The sequence below is a fragment of the Sphingomonas bisphenolicum genome, from assembly GCF_024349785.1.
GTDB classification, from domain to species: Bacteria; Pseudomonadota; Alphaproteobacteria; order Sphingomonadales; family Sphingomonadaceae; genus Sphingobium; species Sphingobium bisphenolicum.
On sequence record NZ_AP018817.1, the window covers coordinates 546,040 to 563,987 of the forward strand.

The following is a 17,948-nucleotide window of genomic DNA, read 5'->3' on the forward strand; positions in this document are numbered from 1 at the left end:
CTCCACCCGGCCTCCCTGCCTGGGTGGGCTGGTGCGGCGGACATGCGCGTTGCAGCGCATGAAGAAGCTGTGATGGAGCGGGTCCGCTGCGGCTGGGCCGGGACCGACCCGCTTTATTGCGCCTATCATGACGATGAATGGGGCGTGCCGGAACGCGATTCGCGGATGCTCTGGGAAATGCTGATGTTGGAGGGATTCCAGGCCGGACTGTCCTGGATCACCATCCTGCGCAAGCGCGAGACATTCCGCGCCGCCTTTGCCGGCTTCGACCCGGACAAGGTCGCGGCCTTCACCGATGCGGATGTCGAGCGGCTGATGGGCGACCCCGGCATCGTCCGGGCGCGGGCCAAGATCGTCGCGACGATCGCGGGTGCGCGCATCTTCTGCGCGATGCGGGACGCGGGCGAGGATTTTTCCGCCTATGCCTGGTCCTTCGTCGATGGGGTACCGTTGCAGGGGGACGGGGTGACCGTCCCGGCGCAGATCCCGCTATCGGTTGCTATCTCGAAGGATTTAAAGGCGCGCGGTTTCAAATTCGTCGGCCCGACCATCGCCTATGCGTGGATGCAGGCGACCGGCCTGGTCAACGACCATGCCGTCTCCTGCTTCCGCCGCGACGCGCTGCGGCCATGAAGGCGGCGCGCCTGCTGCTGCCCGTCGCCCTGCTCGGCGGGTGCGGGGACGGGGAACCGGTCGCGAATCAGACGCAGCCGGTGCCGGCCAAGGCGATCGCCGTGCCGATCGACAAAGGCGGCGTCGTGCATGAGGCGATGACGGCGGCCCCGCCTCCGCCGACCGCCGTACTGCCCAAGCCTTTGGTTTCACGTGGAACATCATCGCCACGCCCCGCCGCACCCGCTTATCGCGCGATCGGCACCGAGCCTTTCTGGGCGGTCACTGTCCGCGGGTCGACCGCTACGCTGGAACGGCCGGACCATGCGCCGCAGCGCTTTTCCGTGCGGACGGAGGCGGACGACAAGGCTATCCGCTATCAGGGCGACGGCTTTGCCATGACGCTGACGCAAGGACCGTGCAGCGACGGCATGAGCGATGCGATCTGGTCCGACCGGGTGCAGGTGGCGTTCGGCGAGGGGACGCTGAAAGGCTGCGGCGGCGAACGGGATGGGGGTGAACGGGACGGGGGCGAACGGGACGGGGGCGACGACGCGCCTTAATCCGCGCGCATCGCTTCGGCCACCAGCGCTTCGGCCTCTATCAGCAGCGCATCCTCGGCCGCTGATTGCGCCACATGTTCGCGGCCGATCAGGATCAGCACCGGCACGGCGAGCGGACTGACCCGTTCCAGCGTGACATGGAGCATCGTCGTCGCCGCCCGGTCGATCAGGTCGCCCAGCCGCCCGACATCGGTCATGCGCGCGCGCGCATCGGCCCAGGCGGCCTTCAGGAGCAGATGGTCGGGCTGATATTTGCGCAGCACGTCATAGATGAGGTCGGTCGAGAAGGTCACCTGCCGCCCGGTCTTGCGCTTGCCCGGATGCTGACGCTCGATCAGGCCCGAAATCACCGCCACATCGCGAAAGGCGCGCTTCAGGAGGCTCGATTGCTCGACCCAGTCGACAAATTCATGGTCGAGGATATCGGCGGAAAACAGGCTTTGCGGATCGGTCACGGGCTTCAGTCCATAGACCGCCAGCGCATAGTCGTTGGAGACGAAACCCAAGGGCATCAGCCCCTGGCTCTCCATCCGCCGGGTCAGCAACATGCCGAGCGACTGATGCGCGTTCCAGCCTTCGAAACTGTAACAGACGAGATAATGGCGCCCTTCATGCGGGAAGGTTTCGATCAAAAGCTGGCCGGGCTGGGGCAGGGCGGAGCGTAATTTCTGCATCTCCAGCCATTCGCGCACATCGGGCGGGAAGCGATGCCATTCCTGCGGCGCCGCCAGGAAATGCCGCACCCGGTCGGCGAGGCGGGTGGACATCGCCATGCGGGTGCCGCCCCAACTGGGAATGCGCGCCTGTTTCGATGTCGCCCGGACCGTGAGGTCGGACGTGTCCATCCGCACCACCTCCAGCGCCATGCCGGAGAAGAAGAAACTGTCGCCGGGGCGTAGCTGCGCCGCGAAGCCTTCCTCGACCGTGCCCAGCTTGCGCCCGTTGGCGAAGCGAACAGCGAGCGCCGGCTGGTCGACGATGATGCCGGCATTGAGCCGATGCTGCTGGATGAAGCGCGGGTGGGACACGCGCCAAAGCACATTGCCCTGGCCATCATCGTCCTGCGTCAGCCGCTTGAACCGGTCATAGGCGCGCAGCGCATAGCCGCCACCCTCGATGAAATGCAGGACATGGTCGAAGGCTTCGGCGGTCAGCCCGCTATAGGGCGTGGCGGATCGCAGCTCGTCCAGCAGATCCTCCGCCCGGAACGGCCCGGCGCAGGCCAGGCCCATCACATGCTGGACCAGCACATCCAGGCTGCCGGCGCGGAAATCGTCGGCGTCGCGCTCGCCCGCCTCGACGGCATCGAGGGCGGCGCGCGCCTCCAGATATTCGAAGCGGTTCCCCGGAATCAGGATCGCCTCGCTCGCCTGATCCAGCCGGTGATTGGCGCGACCGATCCGCTGGAGCAGGCGTGACGATCCCTTGGGCGCGCCCATCTGGATCACGCAATCGACATTGCCCCAGTCGACGCCAAGATCGAGCGAGGCCGTCGCCACCAAGGCGCGCAGCTTGCCTGCCGCCATCGCGGATTCGACCTTGCGCCGCGCCTCGATCGACAGGCTGCCATGGTGGATGGCGATCGGCAGGTTGGCGTCATTGACGGACCAGAGTTCCTGGAAGATGAGTTCGGCGAGGCCGCGCGTATTGCAGAAGACCAGCGTCGTCTGCCGCGCCTCTATCTCCGCCATCACCTGTTTCGCGGCATATTTGCCCGAATGGCCCGACCAGGGGACGCGGCCTTCGGGGATCAGGATGGCGACGTTCGGCTCCGCGCCCGCTTCGCCCATCACCGGCGTCACCCTGTCGATATCGCCATCGGGTGCGAGCCAGGCGCGATAGGCGTCGACATCGGCGACCGTGGCGGACAGGGCGACGCGGCGCAGCGCCGGGTTGATCGCCTGCAACCGCGCCATCGACAGGCTGAGCAGGTCGCCTCGCTTCTGCGTGGCGAAGGCATGGACTTCATCGACGATCACGGTCCGCAGGTCGGAAAAGAGCAAGGCCGCGTCGGGATAGCTGAGCAGCAGCGACAGCGATTCGGGCGTGGTCAGCAATATCTGCGGCGGACGGACGCGCTGCCGCGCCTTGCGATCGGACGGCGTGTCGCCGGTGCGCGTCTCCACGCTGATGGGAAGCCCCATCTCCTCGATCGGGGTCAGGAGGTTGCGCCGCACATCGACCGCGAGCGCCTTCAGGGGCGAGACATAAAGGGTATGCAACCGGTCGGTCGGATGGGCGATCAGATCGGCGAGGCTGGGCAGGAATCCGGCCAGCGTCTTGCCCGCGCCGGTCGGCGCGACCAGCAAAGCATGATCGCCCCGCTGCGCCGCCCCCAGCATGTCCATCTGGTGCCGCCGGGGTCGCCAGCCGCGCGACGCGAGCCAGCGTCCAATGATGGCGGGGAGGGCGAGCGGCATCAGGGGGATGTAGGGAGCCATGGCCCCGCTGTCACGCTCTGCGCTTTGCCACGAGGTTTCGGCCATGGTAGATTGCGCCTCTTCCTTCAGGACCGCGCAACGCCCTACAGGATCAAGCGTATAGGCTGTTGCGCAGCATAGCGCATGGAGAGTGGCCATGACCAAGACCATCCACACAGAGCCGATGCCGGACGTCTTTTTCGACATCTGGTTCATGCCTGCCGCCTTCTGGACCCAATGGTGGGGCTTTTATGCCGAGACGTTGAATGTCGGTCGTCTCTGCACGCCGCATCATCCGGTCGTACAGGATGAGTCGCCGGTCGATATCGAGGTCGAAGAGGGGCTGGTCGCCTGAATCGCCGCGGGGTACGCGGAATAATCATATAACGGCAAGAAATAATCTTACGCGCCCCTCTGGCCCTCCGCCGCCGCCCTGCGTTACACTCCCGCCACGACAGCGGCGCATCAGACGCCGCCAGCAGGAGATATGATATGACCGGCGAAACCGAAGCCGACCTGACCGGCGTGGAAGCCCCGCGCAACCGCCGCCGCCCCAAGGCCCCGATCATGGAGATCGACGGCCGTAAGCTGAAGCCTGCCACGCTCGCGCAACGCCCTACAGGATCAAGCGTATAGGCTGTTGCGCAGCATAGCGCATGGAGAGTGGCCATGACCAAGACCATCCACACAGAGCCGATGCCGGACGTCTTTTTCGACATCTGGTTCATGCCTGCCGCCTTCTGGACCCAATGGTGGGGCTTTTATGCCGAGACGTTGAATGTCGGTCGTCTCTGCACGCCGCATCATCCGGTCGTACAGGATGAGTCGCCGGTCGATATCGAGGTCGAAGAGGGGCTGGTCGCCTGAATCGCCGCGGGGTACGCGGAATAATCATATAACGGCAAGAAATAATCTTACGCGCCCCTCTGGCCCTCCGCCGCCGCCCTGCGTTACACTCCCGCCACGACAGCGGCGCATCAGACGCCGCCAGCAGGAGATATGATATGACCGGCGAAACCGAAGCCGACCTGACCGGCGTGGAAGCCCCGCGCAACCGCCGCCGCCCCAAGGCCCCGATCATGGAGATCGACGGCCGTAAGCTGAAGCCTGCCACGCTGATGATGGGCCATGGCTATGATCCGACCCTGTCGGAGGGGTCGCTCAAGCCGCCCATCTTCCTGACCTCCACCTTCGCCTTCGAAAGCGCCGCGGCCGGCAAGCGCCATTTCGAGGGCGTGACCGGCATTCGTCCCGGCGGATCGGAAGGGCTGGTCTATTCCCGCTTCAACGGCCCCAATCAGGAGATTTGCGAGGATCGCCTGTCGGTGTGGGAAGAGGCGGAAGATGCGCTGCTCTTTTCCAGCGGCATGTCGGCCATCGCCACCACATTGCTGGCGCTGGTGCAGCCCGGCGACGTGATCGTCCATTCGGCGCCGCTCTATGCCGCGACCGAATCGCTGATCGGCCGCATATTGGGCAAATTCGGGGTGCAATGGCTCGATTTTCCGGCCGGCGCGACCGAAGAAGAAATCGGCGCGGTGATCGAGAAGGCCAGGGGTCTGGGCCGCGTCGCCCTGCTCTATCTGGAAAGCCCGGCCAACCCGACCAATGTGCTTGTCGACGTGGAAGCGGTGGTCGCGCGGCGCGACTCGCTGTTCGCCGGGGAAGCGCATGTCCCGCCGATCGCGATCGACAATACGTTCCTGGGGCCGCTGTGGCACAAGCCGCTCGCCCATGGCGCTGACCTCGTCATCTACAGCCTGACCAAATATGCCGGCGGGCATAGCGACCTCGTCGCGGGCGGGGTGCTGGGCTCCAACGCGCTGATCACCACCATCCGGTTGATGCGCAACACGATCGGCACGATCCTCGATCCCCATAGCGCCTGGATGCTGCTGCGATCGCTGGAGACGCTGGAATTGCGCATGAGCCGGGCGGGCGAGAATGCGGAGAAAGTCTGCGCCTGGCTCAAGGACCAGCCGCAGGTGGAGAAGGTGGTCTATCTGGGCTTTCCCGAAACCGAGCGGCAGGCGGACATCTATCGCCGCCATTGCACCGGCGCGGGATCGACCTTCTCGCTCTACCTCAAGGGTGGCGAGGCGGAGGCCTTCGCCTTTCTCGACGCGCTCAAGATCGCCAAGCTGGCGGTCAGCCTGGGCGGGACCGAGACGCTCGCCAGTCATCCCGCCGCCATGACCCATCTGTCCGTGCCGGCCGAGCGCAAGAAGGCGCTGGCGATCGGCGACAATATGGTCCGCATCTCGATCGGCTGCGAGGATGCCGACGACCTGATCGCCGATTTCGCCCAGGCGTTGCGGCAGGTCGGCTGAGCCATGACCCGCCCCTTGCTGTTGCTGGGCCAGCCGCATCTGGCGCCGCTGCTGCCGCTGCTGGAGGCGGATCATGACGTCATCGCCTTGTGGGATGCGCCCGCGCCGGATCGGCTGTCCGCAGTGGATGCGCTGGTCTGGGCGGGCGAATTTCCACTCGGCCGCGACCTGATCGACGCGATGCCGCGGCTGCGCCTCATCGCCTGCTTCACCGTGGGCTATGATGGTGTCGATCTGGGGCTGGCGCGGCAGCGGGGCATCGCCGTCGCCCATGCCGGCAATGTCAATGCGGAGGATGTCGCCGACCATGCGATCGGCCTGCTGCTGGCGCATCGCCGCCGGATCGTGGACGGCGACCGCCAGGTGCGTGGCGGCGGCTGGACCGCCGCGACCAAGATGATCACCCGGTCGATCGGCGGCGCACGGCTGGGGATCGTGGGCATGGGCGCGATCGGCCAGGCGGCGGCCGAACGGGCTGCGGCGATGAAGATGCGCATCGGCTGGTGGGGGCCACGGCCCAAGCCCGACCTGCCCTGGCCCCGCGCCGACACGCTGGAGACTCTGGCCCGAGACAGCGACATCCTGCTGGTCGCCGCACGCGCCGATGCGGATAATCGCGGCATGATCGATGCCCGGATCATGGACGCGCTGGGCCCGGACGGATTGCTGGTCAATGTCGGACGCGGACAATTGGTGGATGAGGCGGCGCTGGTCGTCGCGTTGCGGAAGGGGCGGCTGGGCGGCGCAGCGCTCGACGTGTTCGACCCCGAGCCGACCGATCCGTCACGCTGGGTCGATATGCCCCATCTGGTGCTGACCCCGCATAGCGGCGGCGCGACGCATGAGGCAGTGGGCCGGATGGCGCAGGCGCTGATGGCCAATCTGGCCGCCCATTTCGCCGGCGAACCGCTGCCATCGCTCGTGACCGGGCACGGGTGACGCCGAATCGATCGAAACGACAAGGCGAAAGGCGCAGCACGGCCGAATCAACGAACGCAAAGCAATCAGATGAACGGGAAGACGATCGACGGACCGTCAGCGCATCAGAATTTGAAGATGGTGCCCAGATAGACGGCCTGGCTGTCCTGCCGCTCGTCGGTCATCGGGGTCAGGCGACCCGCCACGCTATTATTGTAGCGCACGCCGGCGGTGACGTTCAGGTTGCGCGTCAGCGAATAGGAGCTGGCGAGATCGAGCGAATAATCCTTGTCCGCCGACGGATTGCGTACGGTCGCGCCGGGTTCGCGGCGGCTTTCGAGCAGCACCTTGGTGCTGAACCGATCCTTCTTGCCGTCATCCAGCGAGAAATTCTTCGCATCGACCATGGTTTCGACCGGCACCGGGTCCAGCGCCTTGCGGCCCACCGCGTCGGGCAGGGCGAACTTGCGCCAGTTATGCGCGCCGTTCAGGCTGAACGCCACCGGCTTGATGTCGATCGCATCGATCGCGCGGTTCACCGCCACCCGGTCGTCACCGGCCGCGCGCACCATGACGGTGATCGAACGCTGGCCGCTCTGCGAGCCGCTGGTCGGGGTGAAACGAAAACCCTGCCGACCCGCCGACGCCGCGATCTTCGCATAGGCCGCGGCAAGACGCGGGTCCTTGATGGTGGGGGTGAAGGAGGAGATGCTGCCCAGATCGCCCAGCGACACGGGCGCTTCCGCACGCAGCCGCATCAGATCGGTCGCCGCGCCGAAAGCGGGAGACAGCATGAAGCCAGCGACGGCCAGCGCCGCGCCCGTTCCTGCCAAATATCCCCTGTTCACACGCATGACCCGATTCTTTTCCCCGCCGATATGTCTTGCGTAACGCTCTACACCCGCAAAGCCTCCACTGACTAGGGGCAGAACGCCTTTTTGTCCGAGCTGTTGCATGGAACACACAGGCGTCGGCCGCCGAACGGGAGCGTTACCAGCGCGCGCGATCACGCATCCCGTCGCGTGCGCGGTCGCGCCCCCTTGCCCCGCGCCGCACGACCACTATAGAAGCGGTCAGTTTTTGTCGTCTTTTCATGCTAGGACATGCCTGATGGTCCGCCGCCTTCCCGCTTCTGCAACCGCCGGCCTGCTGCTGGCCGCGCTCCTTCCGCTGGCCGCTTGCGGTGGCGGCGCCAAGGACCGGCCCAAGGCCGACCTCGCCGCATCGAAGGTCACGACGATCGGCGTCAACGCCTATCTATGGCGCGCCTCGCTCGACACCCTGTCCTTCATGCCGATGGTGCAGACCGATTCGAACGGCGGCGTGATCGTCACCGACTGGTACGCCAATCCCAACAGCCCCAATGAACGGATGAAGCTGACCGTGTCGATCCTGGACCAGGATCTGCGCGCCGACGCGCTGCGCGTCGCGGCCAGCCGCCAGGTCAACCAGGGCGGCCAGTGGGTCGACGCCCCGGTCGCCGCGGCCACCGTGCAGAAGCTGGAGGAAGTGATCCTGACCAAGGCGCGCGACCTGCGCCGCATGGCGATCGGCTGACCCACCGGTTCGGGCGGCGCAGGCGCGGCGTCCCATTTTTCTGATCCGTCGGGGCTGGGCTTGGAAAGGTCCAGCCCGATCGCATTTGTAAGGACATGACATGCAAAGGCGCTTCAACCCGCTTGAGGCCGACGCCCGCTGGCAGGCGACCTGGGACGAGCAGCAGAGCTTCAAGGCCGACGATGCGTCGCCCAAGCCGCGCAGCTATGTGCTGGAGATGTTCCCCTATCCGTCGGGGCGCATCCATATCGGCCATGTCCGCAACTATTCGATGGGCGACGTGCTGGCGCGATTCCGCCGGATGACGGGGCATGAAGTGCTGCATCCGATGGGCTGGGACGCCTTTGGCATGCCGGCCGAAAATGCGGCGATGGAAAAGAAGGTCCATCCGGGCGAATGGACGCGGTCCAACATCGCCAACATGCGCGCGCAGTTGAAGAAGCTGGGCTTCGCGATCGACTGGAGCCGCGAACTCGCCACCTGCGAGCCGGACTATTATGGCCATGAACAGGCGCTGTTCCTGGACATGCTGGAAGCGGGCCTGGTCTATCGCAAGGAATCGGCGGTCAATTGGGATCCGGTCGACATGACCGTGCTGGCCAACGAGCAGGTGATCGACGGGCGCGGCTGGCGATCCGGTGCGCTGGTCGAGAAGCGCAAGCTGAGCCAATGGTTCCTGAAGATCACCCAGTTCGCCGACGATCTGGTCGCGGGGCTGGCTACGCTGGACCAGTGGCCCGACAAGGTGAAGCTGATGCAGGAAAACTGGATCGGCAAATCGGTCGGTTTGCAATTCCATTTCGAACCGGTCGCGCCGTTCGACAGCCGGATCGAGGTCTATTCGACCCGGCCCGACACGATTTTCGGGGCCAGCTTCGTCGCGATCGCCGCCGACCACCCGATCGCGCAGGCCGTCGCCGCGAACAACCCGCAAGCGGTCGCCTTCATCGATCAATGCAAGGCGGGCGGCACCACCGCGGCCGAACTGGAAACGGCGGAGAAACTGGGTTTCGACACCGGCCTGACCGTCGCGCATCCGTTCGATCCCGACTGGCACCTGCCGGTCTTCATCGCCAATTTCGTGCTGATGGACTATGGCACCGGCGCGGTCATGGGCGTGCCCGCGCACGACCAGCGCGACCTCGACTTTGCGCGCAAATATATGCTCCCCGTCGAGCGCGTGGTCGCGGCCGAGGGCGACGAGCAGGCGCCGATCCATAACGAAGCCTATAGTGCGCCGGGCCGCCTGGTGAACTCCCGCTTCCTCGACGGCATGACCGTGGACGAGGCGAAGGCCGAGGTCATTCGCCGCGCCGAATCGGAAGGCTGGGGCGCGGGCAAGACCGTGTTCCGCCTGCGCGACTGGGGCGTATCGCGCCAGCGTTACTGGGGCACGCCGATCCCGGTCATCCATTGCGAGGCCTGCGGCCCGGTGGGCGTGCCCAAGGACCAGTTGCCGGTCGTGCTGCCCGACGATGTCACGTTCGACATTCCCGGCAATCCGCTCGATCGCCATCCGACCTGGAAGCATGTCGATTGCCCAAGCTGCGGCCAGCCGGCAGTGCGGGAAACCGATACGCTCGACACATTTGCGGATTCGAGCTGGTATTTCATCCGCTTCGCCAGCCAGCCGGACGACAAGCCGTTCGACCGCGAAACGGTCGAACAATGGCTGCCGGTCGGCCAATATATCGGTGGCGTGGAACATGCGATCCTGCACTTGCTCTACGCCCGCTTCTGGACCCGCGCGCTCCAGCATATGGGGAAATTGGGTTTCGCCGAGCCGTTCACCGGCCTGTTCACGCAGGGCATGGTGACGCACGAGACCTATAGCCGCGAGCAGGGCGAGGGGCTGCCTCCCGTCTATTTCGCACCCGGCGAGATCGACAGGACGTCCGAGGGCGCGACGCTGATCGCCGACGCTGCGCCGGTCGAGGTCGGCCGGGTCATCAAAATGTCCAAGTCCAAGAAGAATGTCGTCGATCCCGACGACATCATCGCCCAATATGGCGCGGACGCGGTGCGCTGGTTCATGCTGTCCGACAGCCCGCCCGAGCGCGACCTGCCCTGGACCGAGGCAGGAATCGAGGGATCGTGGCGCTTCGTCAACCGCGTGTGGCGGCTGTTCGGCGAATATGACGCGTCGGCGGAAGGCGCCGACAAGGCGCTGGATCGCAAGCTGCACCAGACCGTCGATGGCGTCGCCCGGGATATCGAGGCGCTGGGCTTCAACAAGGCCGTCGCCAAAATCTACGAACTGGTCAACACGATCGAGAAGGCCAAGCCGTCCGCGTCGCGCACCGCCGCGATCCGTGGCCTTGCGCTGCTGGTCGCGCCGATGACCCCGCATCTGGCCGAAGAGGGCTGGGCGGAGATGCACGGAGACGGCCTGATCGCCGACGCCGCCTGGCCGCCGGTCGATCCGGCGCTGCTGGTGGACGATGAAGTCACCATCGCCTGCCAGGTGATGGGCAAGCTGCGCGACACCATCACCGTGCCCAAGGGGACGCCGAAGGACGAACTGGAGAAGCTGGCGCTGGCCGCGCCCAACGTCATCCGCACGCTGGACGGGGCCACGCCCAAGAAGATCATCGTCGTGCCCGACCGGCTGGTGAATATCGTCTTCTAAAACCGCCTGGAAGGCAGGAAGGGGCTTCGACAAGCTCAGCCCGAACGGTTAAAGGTCTCACCCATGAAGCGCATCCTGCCCCTGCTCGCCATCCCGTTGCTCCTCTCCGCCTGCGGGCTGCGCCCCGTCTATGGCGGGGGCGGACAGGGTGCGGTGGCGCAGGCACTGGGCAATGTCACGGTCGAACCGATCGAGGGCAAGGGCGGATGGCTGGTGCGCAATGCGCTCAACGACCGGCTGTCGGCGATGAACAGCGGCAGCGGCCCACGCTACAAGCTGGTGGTGAAGCTGGACGACGATATCAGCGGTTTCGGCCTGCGCGCCGACGCCGCCATCACCCGCGAGCGCCGCACCTTGCGGGCGCGCTATCAACTCGTTGATGAAGCCACCGGCGCGCAGTTGCTGGACGATACTGCCGGGTCCGACGCGGGCATCGACGTCACGTCGAGCGAATATGCCACGATCGCGGCCGAAGACACGGCGCTGGAACGGCTGTCGCAGACGGTGGCGGACCAGATCGTCACCCGGCTGGCGCTCTATTCGCGCAAGGCGGCCAATCCTTGAAGGCCAATCGCGGCCAGATCGAACGGGCGCTCGACGCGCCGCCACAGGATATCCGCTTCTTCCTGCTCTACGGACCTGACGAAGCAGGCAGCCAATCGCTGGCCAAGCGGCTGGAGCGCGCCATGGGGCCGCAGGCGGAACGGATCGACCTGGACGGCGCGACGCTGAAGGACGATCCCGCCCGGCTGTCCGACGAAGCCGCATCCTTTTCCATGTTCGGCGACAAACGCTGGATTCGCATCAACGGCATGGGCGAGGAATCGGTGCCGGCGCTGACGGCGCTGCTGGAGGCGGAAGCCGCTGGCAACCCGGTGATCGCGGTCGCCGGCGCGCTGAAAGCCACGTCGAAGCTGGTCAAGCTGGCTCTGGATCACAAGGCGGTGATGGCCTGCATCTCCTACCAGCCCGACGCGCGCGAATCGGAACAGATCGCGGTCGGCATCGCCCGCGACGGCGGGCTGCGCCTGCCATCCGACCTCGCCCGCCGCATCGTAGATCTCGCCAATGGCGACCGCGCGCTGATGGCCGGCGAGATCGAGAAGCTGATCCTCTATCTCGACGCCGCGCCCGACCGGCCGCGCGAGGCGACGGCGGAGGCGCTCGACGCCTTGTCCGCCGACAATCCCGACACGGAAGTCGGCCCGCTGGTCAACGCCGTGCTGGGCGGCGACCTCAAGGCCATGCACCGCGAACTCACCAGCCTCAGCGAAACCGGCACGGCGATGGCCTCGGTCATCCGCCCGCTGCTGAACCGCGCGATGCTGATCGCCCATATCCGCACCGATTTCGACGCCGGCGGCCGGCTGGAAGGCGCGGTCGAGGCGGCGGGCAAGGCAGTATTCTGGAAGGAAAAGGGGCTGGTGTCGCGGCAGGTGCGGCAATGGGATGCGCCTGGCATCGCCCGCGTGCTGCAACGGCTGCTGGATGCAGAGCGCGCCACCCGGTCGGGCCGGGGGCTGGGCGACCTGATGGTACGCCACGAATTGCTGACGATCGCGCGGCAGGCAGCGCGCGAGCGGGTCTGAATCCGAAGGCTTGAACCCCCGGTTCGCCGGGGCCATATTGCGGTCATGGACAAGCTGAACCTGAGCGAAGCCGAATGGCGCGCGCGCCTTTCCCCCGAACAATATCATGTGCTGCGCGAAGCCGGCACGGAACGGGCCTTCACCGGCCCCTATAATGGCAACAAGGCCGACGGCGTCTATTATTGCGCCGGATGCGGCGCGGAACTGTTCGACGCGGAAGAAAAATATGACAGCGGATCGGGCTGGCCCAGCTTCACCGCGCCGGTGGATATCGACGCGGTCGAGGAGATTCGCGACGCCAGCCACGGCATGGTCCGCACCGAAGTGCGCTGCGCGACCTGCGAGGGCCATCTGGGCCATGTCTTCCCTGACGGGCCGGGCGTCAACGGCCTGCGCTATTGCATGAACAGCGCCAGCCTGGACTTCAAGCCGCGCGACGAAGAAGCGTAACCACCACTATCCGCTCGTTTCGAGCATGTGGAGAAACGCGTGCGCCATGCTGGCCGCTTCTCGACTAAGCTCGAAGCGAACGGATTTGTTGGCGTCGGTTCATCCCCGGTAAAGCGCCGCTCTCCATGGAAGGCGCGACGGTCTTTTTCCGCGCCGGACGCATGATTTGCGCTGGCAGGGGCCGGGATTAGCGCGTATCCGGGGCGGCACAAATGGCAGGATCAGGCAAGAGCAAGGGCGCGCCGCGTGGCCGCGCGAAGACATGGATGCTGCGCGGGCTGAAGATCGGCCTCGCGGCGGCGGTGGCCGGGCTGCTGGCCGTGGTTATCGCGGTGGTGATCGCGATGCAGTCGCTGCCCGACTATGACAGCCTGAAATCCTCCCCCAATGGCCAGATGATCCGCGTCCATGCCGCCGACGGCAGCGTGATCGTGTCCCTGGGGCCGAGCTTTGGCCGCTGGATGGATTATGACCAGATCCCCCAGGTCATGGTCGACGCGATGGTGTCGACCGAGGACAAGCGTTTCTACCTCCATCCCGGCGTCGATCCGATCGGCATGGCGCGCGCCGCCTGGGTCGCGGTGGAACGGCGCGGGTCGGGCCGCCGCTGGCAGGGTGCATCGACCATCACCCAGCAGGTGACGCGCAACATCTTTCTCAACAACAGCTATAGTTTCGGCCGCAAGCTCCGCGAAATGGTGCTGGCGCTGGCGCTGGAGCGCAAATTCTCCAAGCGGCAGATCCTCGAACTCTATCTGAACAAGGTCTATTTCGGCGGCGGCGCCTATGGCATCGACGCCGCGAGCCGCAAATTTTTCGGCCATCCCGCCAACAGCCTCAGCCTGCCCGAAGCCGCGATCGTCGCCGGGCTGGTCAAGGCGCCGTCCAGCTATTCCCCCACCGCCGACGCGGAAGCCGCGATCGGCCGCGCCGGCGTGGTGCTGGACCTGATGCAGGAAAATGGCGCGATCTCCGCGTCGCAGCGGGCCGCGGCCGACATCCAGGACGTCAAGCTGGCGCCCGAAGCGCCGCAGAACAGCGTGCGCTATTTCACCGACTGGGCGCTGCCCCAACTCGACCTGCTGATCGACGAGCCGAACGAGCCGCTGGAGGTCTATACCACCATCGACCTGGGGATGCAGAAGGCCGCGACCGCAGCGATCCAGGCCAATGTCCCGTCCGGCACCCAGGGTGCGCTGGTCAGCCTGGACCGCGACGGCGCTGTGCGGGCAATGGTCGGCGGCCTCGATTATGTGACGTCCAACTATAATCGCGCCACTACCGCGACGCGCCAGCCGGGGTCCGCCTGGAAGATTTTCGTCTATATGGCGGCGCTGGAGGCGGGCTACACCCCCGATACCGGCGTTACCGACGAGCCGGTGACGATCAATGGCTGGTCGCCGCGCAACAGTTCGGGGCGCTTTTCCGGCGACATCGATATCCGCACCGCCTTCGCCTATTCGATAAACACGGTCGCGGCTAAGCTGGGCGTCGAGGTGGGCTTCCCGACCGTCGCCGACATGGCCCGCCGCTTCGGCGTCACGACCCCGGTCAATACCCATCCCTCGATGGTGCTGGGCACGTCCGACGTCCGCCTGATCGACATGACCCGCGCCGCCGCCTCGATCGCGCGCAAGGGCATCGCGGTGACGCCCTATGGCATCACCAAGGTGACCACCGCCGACGGCCGGCTGCTCTACAGCCACCAGGACGACACCAGCCGCGTGCTGGTCGCCCCCTGGGTCGCCGCCGGCATGACCGACCTGATGCAGACGGCGGTCAGCACCGGCACCGGCAAGGCCGCGCAGATCGGCCGGCCGGTCGCGGGCAAGACCGGCACCACGACCAGCAACAAGGACGGCTATTTCCTGGGCTTTTCCAGCGGCATCACGACCGGCGTCTGGATGGGGCGCGACGACGCCAAGTCCGTGGGCGGACTACAGGGCGGCCGCGCGCCCGCCCGCGCCTTCGCCGATTATATGAAGGCGGCCGTCGCCAAACGCCCCGTGGAACAGTTCGAAACTCAGGTGACCTTGCCCGAATGGCAGCTGGAGCCGGACGAGGAGGCCTATTATGGCAGTCCGGACAACGGGATGGACGGCGGCGCGGACGGGCCCGGCGGCATGATGGTCGACGAGAATGGCCTGCCGATCCAACGCCCCCGCGCACGGTCTCCGGACGGGGATAGCGACGATCCGCAGATGGAGATCGACCCCGAAGACCGGCCCCAGCAGGACCGGCCGCAGCCGCCGCGTATCGACCAGCAATGGATCGACAATGTGCTGGGCCGCGACCGCCAGCGGCAGCAGCAGCCCCCGCCGCGGTCGACACCCAATCCCTAGGCCCTAACCCTTCAACCCGTCATTGGCGGCGAAGCGCGTCTTGCTCAGCGCGCTCGCGTCGGGCAGCAGGAAATCCACCTTCCCCCGGCCGAAATCGATCGCCACCCGGTCGAAAATCTTGAGCGCGCTGATGCCCAGCAGCAGCGCCGGCTTGTCCTTCATTCCCAGTTCGGCAAAGGGGCTGGCGTCGGCGAACAGCACTGGCACCTCGGTCAGGTTGACGCGTCCCATCCGCACCGATTTGATCCGTCCGACCTGCCCGGTCAGCAGGCCGCCCGTCACGCTCGTCAGCGTCGCTTCCAGCATGGCGGGCGCGCGCTTCTTCGCCAGCAATTTGTCGCGCAGCGCCAGATTGCCGATGCTGAAATTGGTGCCGGTGTCGAGCATGATGTTGACCCGCATCCCGTTGACGTTGGAATCGAGCAGGATCAACTGCCCCCGCTTGCGCCGCGCCTCCACCACGATCGTGTCGGGATCGGCCGACCGGGGGCGCACAGCGCCGCTATCGGCGATCTCCATCCGCCCGGTGCGGAAATTAAGCGTCACCCGTTTCGCGTGCAGACTGTCCAGCCCCAGCAGGCCCGGCGCGCCCAGATCCCCGCCTTCCAGCACCGGCGCTTCGATATCGTCGATCGTCCCACCGCCAAAGCCCAGCCGCGGCACGGCGACGGTGCTGGCTTCCGATCGCCCCGTCATGCTGATGATCGTCACATTCGCGCGCGGCGGCAGCGCCAGCTTTTCGGCCAGGTCGCGGGCAATGACGGTCCGCTGCGATCCGGTGTCGATGACGAAGTTCCACGGCCCCTTGCCGTCGATCGAGATGGGGATGGTGACGCGGTCGTCCAGCGACGGGCCGGTATGCACTATGGTCGGCGGCACGGCCGGATCGAGCGGAGGGCGCATAGTCTGAGCGGCCAGCGGCCAGCCGCCGACCGCAAGGCCGGTCCCCAGCAACAATGTGCATGAGACAGCGCGCCGTCCCATATTCTCATCCTCTCATCTTATGGCTTTATTCTATCATGAAAGGCCATCGTCGCGCCAGCGCCACCATTGGGCGCGGATCGGCGGTAAAACCGCTCTTTTCCGCTGCTGCATCCTGTCTTCCTATCTTGACTTGCCTATCATCGGATCGCTAAACGCCACACTATTCATCCCGTCCATCCGGAACGGGACTCGACCGGCGTCCTGCCCGGTTCGCCAACCTTCCCTTTTCCGACCCATTTCACCCTCTCGCCATCGGACCGATTCGCAATGCATCTCAAGGACCTCAAGAAAACAGCGCCCGCAGACCTCGTCCAACTGGCCGAAGAGCTGGGCGTCGAAAGCGCGTCGACGCTGCGCAAGCAGGATCTGATGTTCGCGATCCTCAAGGCGGAGGCGGAAAATGGCGAGCAGATCATGGGCGAGGGCACGATCGAGGTGTTGCCCGACGGCTTCGGCTTCCTGCGCAGCCCCGAAGCGAACTTCCTGGCCGGCCCCGACGACATCTATGTCTCGCCCAACCAGGTGCGCCGTTTCGGTCTGCGCACCGGCGACACGGTAGACGGCGAGATCCGCGCGCCCAAGGACGGCGAGCGGTATTTCGCCCTGACCAAGCTGGTGTCGGTCAATTTCGACGACCCCGATGTGGTCCGCCATCGCGTCAATTTCGACAATCTGACGCCGCTCTATCCCGAACAGAAGCTGACGCTCGATCCGGGCGACCCGACCCAGAAGGACAAGTCGGCCCGCGTCATCGACATCGTCTCGCCCCAGGGCAAGGGCCAGCGTACGCTGATCGTCGCGCCGCCCCGCGTCGGCAAGACGGTGATGCTCCAGAATATCGCCAAGGCGATCACCGACAATCATCCCGAAGTCTTCCTGATCGTCCTGCTGATCGACGAGCGCCCGGAAGAAGTCACCGACATGCAGCGCAGCGTGAAGGGGGAAGTCGTCTCCTCCACCTTCGACGAGCCCGCCACCCGCCACGTCCAGGTCGCCGAAATGGTGATCGAAAAGGCCAAGCGGCTGGTCGAGCATAAGAAGGATGTCGTCATCCTGCTCGATTCGATCACCCGCCTCGGCCGCGCCTACAACACCGTCGTGCCCTCGTCGGGCAAGGTGCTGACCGGCGGTGTCGACGCCAATGCGCTCCAGCGCCCCAAGCGCTTCTTCGGCGCCGCGCGTAATATCGAGGAAGGCGGCTCGCTCTCCATCATCGCCACCGCGCTGATCGACACCGGCAGCCGCATGGACGAAGTCATCTTCGAAGAGTTCAAGGGCACCGGCAATTCGGAAATCGTGCTCGACCGCAAGGTCGCGGACAAGCGCATCTTCCCGGCGCTCGACGTCGGCAAGTCCGGCACCCGCAAGGAAGAGCTGCTGGTCGAGAAGGGCACACTCAGCAAGATGTGGGTGCTGCGCCGCATCCTGATGCAGATGGGTACGATCGACGCGATGGAATTCCTGCTCGACAAGATGAAGGACAGCAAGACCAACGAGAATTTCTTCGATTCGATGAATCAGTAAGCGGCGCCCGCGATCCTTGCGGTCGCGCGC

The 17,948-nt window shown here is 65.9% G+C and carries 17 protein-coding genes; 14 read left to right on the plus strand and 3 right to left on the minus strand.

From position 1 onward, the window contains the following. Positions 1-72 precede the first annotated feature (72 nt). Entirely contained in the window at positions 73-633 is a 561-nt protein-coding gene (locus tag SBA_RS02610; protein ID WP_261936662.1) for a DNA-3-methyladenine glycosylase I, read from the plus strand. Further along, positions 630-1,175 carry a membrane-like protein gene (locus SBA_RS02615; protein WP_261935793.1) on the plus strand — a complete coding sequence of 182 codons (546 nt, stop codon included), beginning with the start codon at positions 630-632 and terminating at the stop codon, positions 1,173-1,175. Before SBA_RS02610 ends, SBA_RS02615 begins: the two co-directional genes overlap by 4 nt. Here the strand turns inward: SBA_RS02615 and SBA_RS02620 are convergent. Further along, positions 1,172-3,595 carry a ligase-associated DNA damage response DEXH box helicase gene (locus tag SBA_RS02620; RefSeq protein ID WP_261936663.1) on the minus strand — a complete coding sequence of 808 codons (2,424 nt, stop codon included), beginning with the start codon at positions 3,593-3,595 and terminating at the stop codon, positions 1,172-1,174. The two genes, SBA_RS02615 and SBA_RS02620, sit on opposite strands and share 4 nt — an antisense overlap. A gap of 157 nt (positions 3,596-3,752) precedes the next feature. Here SBA_RS02620 and SBA_RS02625 point away from each other — a divergent pair, with 157 nt between their 5' ends. The 5 genes from SBA_RS02625 (at position 3,753) to SBA_RS02645 (ending at position 6,864) form a co-directional block, all read left to right on the plus strand. Then, positions 3,753-3,950 (plus strand): hypothetical protein, encoded by a 198-nt coding sequence (locus tag SBA_RS02625; protein ID WP_224546668.1) that lies wholly within the window; start codon positions 3,753-3,755, stop codon positions 3,948-3,950. 137 nt (positions 3,951-4,087) lie between these two features. Beyond that, positions 4,088-4,231, plus strand: a complete 144-nt coding sequence (locus tag SBA_RS02630; RefSeq protein ID WP_261935794.1) for a hypothetical protein — start codon at positions 4,088-4,090, stop codon at positions 4,229-4,231. Between the two features lie 33 nt (positions 4,232-4,264). Next, the gene (locus SBA_RS02635; protein WP_224546668.1) at positions 4,265-4,462 is read left to right on the plus strand and encodes a hypothetical protein; all 198 of its coding nucleotides are present in this window, start codon (positions 4,265-4,267) and stop codon (positions 4,460-4,462) included. A 137-nt stretch (positions 4,463-4,599) separates the two neighbouring features. Beyond that, positions 4,600-5,925 carry a cystathionine gamma-synthase family protein gene (locus tag SBA_RS02640; RefSeq protein WP_224546666.1) on the plus strand — a complete coding sequence of 442 codons (1,326 nt, stop codon included), beginning with the start codon at positions 4,600-4,602 and terminating at the stop codon, positions 5,923-5,925. Positions 5,926-5,928: 3 nt separating this feature from the next. After that, a complete protein-coding gene (locus SBA_RS02645; RefSeq protein ID WP_261935795.1) occupies positions 5,929-6,864 on the plus strand; it encodes a 2-hydroxyacid dehydrogenase in 936 nt (311 codons plus the stop codon). Between the two features lie 104 nt (positions 6,865-6,968). Here SBA_RS02645 and SBA_RS02650 read toward each other — a convergent pair whose 3' ends face one another. Continuing rightward, positions 6,969-7,697 carry a hypothetical protein gene (locus tag SBA_RS02650; RefSeq protein WP_224546664.1) on the minus strand — a complete coding sequence of 243 codons (729 nt, stop codon included), beginning with the start codon at positions 7,695-7,697 and terminating at the stop codon, positions 6,969-6,971. Between the two features lie 256 nt (positions 7,698-7,953). On the opposite strand from SBA_RS02650, the gene SBA_RS02655 reads away from it, so the two are divergent. The 6 genes from SBA_RS02655 (at position 7,954) to SBA_RS02680 (ending at position 15,410) form a co-directional block, all read left to right on the plus strand. Beyond that, the gene (locus tag SBA_RS02655) at positions 7,954-8,400 is read left to right on the plus strand and encodes a DUF3576 domain-containing protein (RefSeq protein WP_224546662.1); all 447 of its coding nucleotides are present in this window, start codon (positions 7,954-7,956) and stop codon (positions 8,398-8,400) included. Positions 8,401-8,500: 100 nt separating this feature from the next. Next, positions 8,501-11,029, plus strand: coding sequence for a leucine--tRNA ligase (gene leuS, locus SBA_RS02660; RefSeq protein WP_261935796.1), 2,529 nt, complete (start codon positions 8,501-8,503; stop codon positions 11,027-11,029). Between the two features lie 63 nt (positions 11,030-11,092). Further along, a complete protein-coding gene (lptE, locus tag SBA_RS02665; RefSeq protein WP_261935797.1) occupies positions 11,093-11,593 on the plus strand; it encodes an LPS assembly lipoprotein LptE in 501 nt (166 codons plus the stop codon). Beyond that, on the plus strand, positions 11,590-12,618 hold the full coding sequence (gene holA / locus SBA_RS02670; RefSeq protein ID WP_261935798.1) for a DNA polymerase III subunit delta: 1,029 nt from the start codon (positions 11,590-11,592) through the stop codon (positions 12,616-12,618). The genes lptE and holA overlap by 4 nt, the downstream gene beginning before the upstream one ends. Positions 12,619-12,663: 45 nt before the next feature. Further along, positions 12,664-13,068 (plus strand): peptide-methionine (R)-S-oxide reductase MsrB, encoded by a 405-nt coding sequence (gene msrB / locus SBA_RS02675; RefSeq protein ID WP_066607291.1) that lies wholly within the window; start codon positions 12,664-12,666, stop codon positions 13,066-13,068. 212 nt (positions 13,069-13,280) lie between these two features. After that, positions 13,281-15,410, plus strand: coding sequence for a transglycosylase domain-containing protein (locus tag SBA_RS02680; RefSeq protein WP_261935799.1), 2,130 nt, complete (start codon positions 13,281-13,283; stop codon positions 15,408-15,410). Positions 15,411-15,413: 3 nt separating this feature from the next. On the opposite strand, the gene SBA_RS02685 is transcribed toward SBA_RS02680, so the two are convergent. Beyond that, entirely contained in the window at positions 15,414-16,394 is a 981-nt protein-coding gene (locus tag SBA_RS02685; protein WP_261935800.1) for a retroviral-like aspartic protease family protein, read from the minus strand. Between the two features lie 267 nt (positions 16,395-16,661). Between SBA_RS02685 and rho the strand changes: the two genes are divergently transcribed. Then, positions 16,662-17,918 (plus strand): transcription termination factor Rho, encoded by a 1,257-nt coding sequence (rho, locus tag SBA_RS02690; protein ID WP_261935801.1) that lies wholly within the window; start codon positions 16,662-16,664, stop codon positions 17,916-17,918. Positions 17,919-17,948 lie beyond the last annotated feature (30 nt).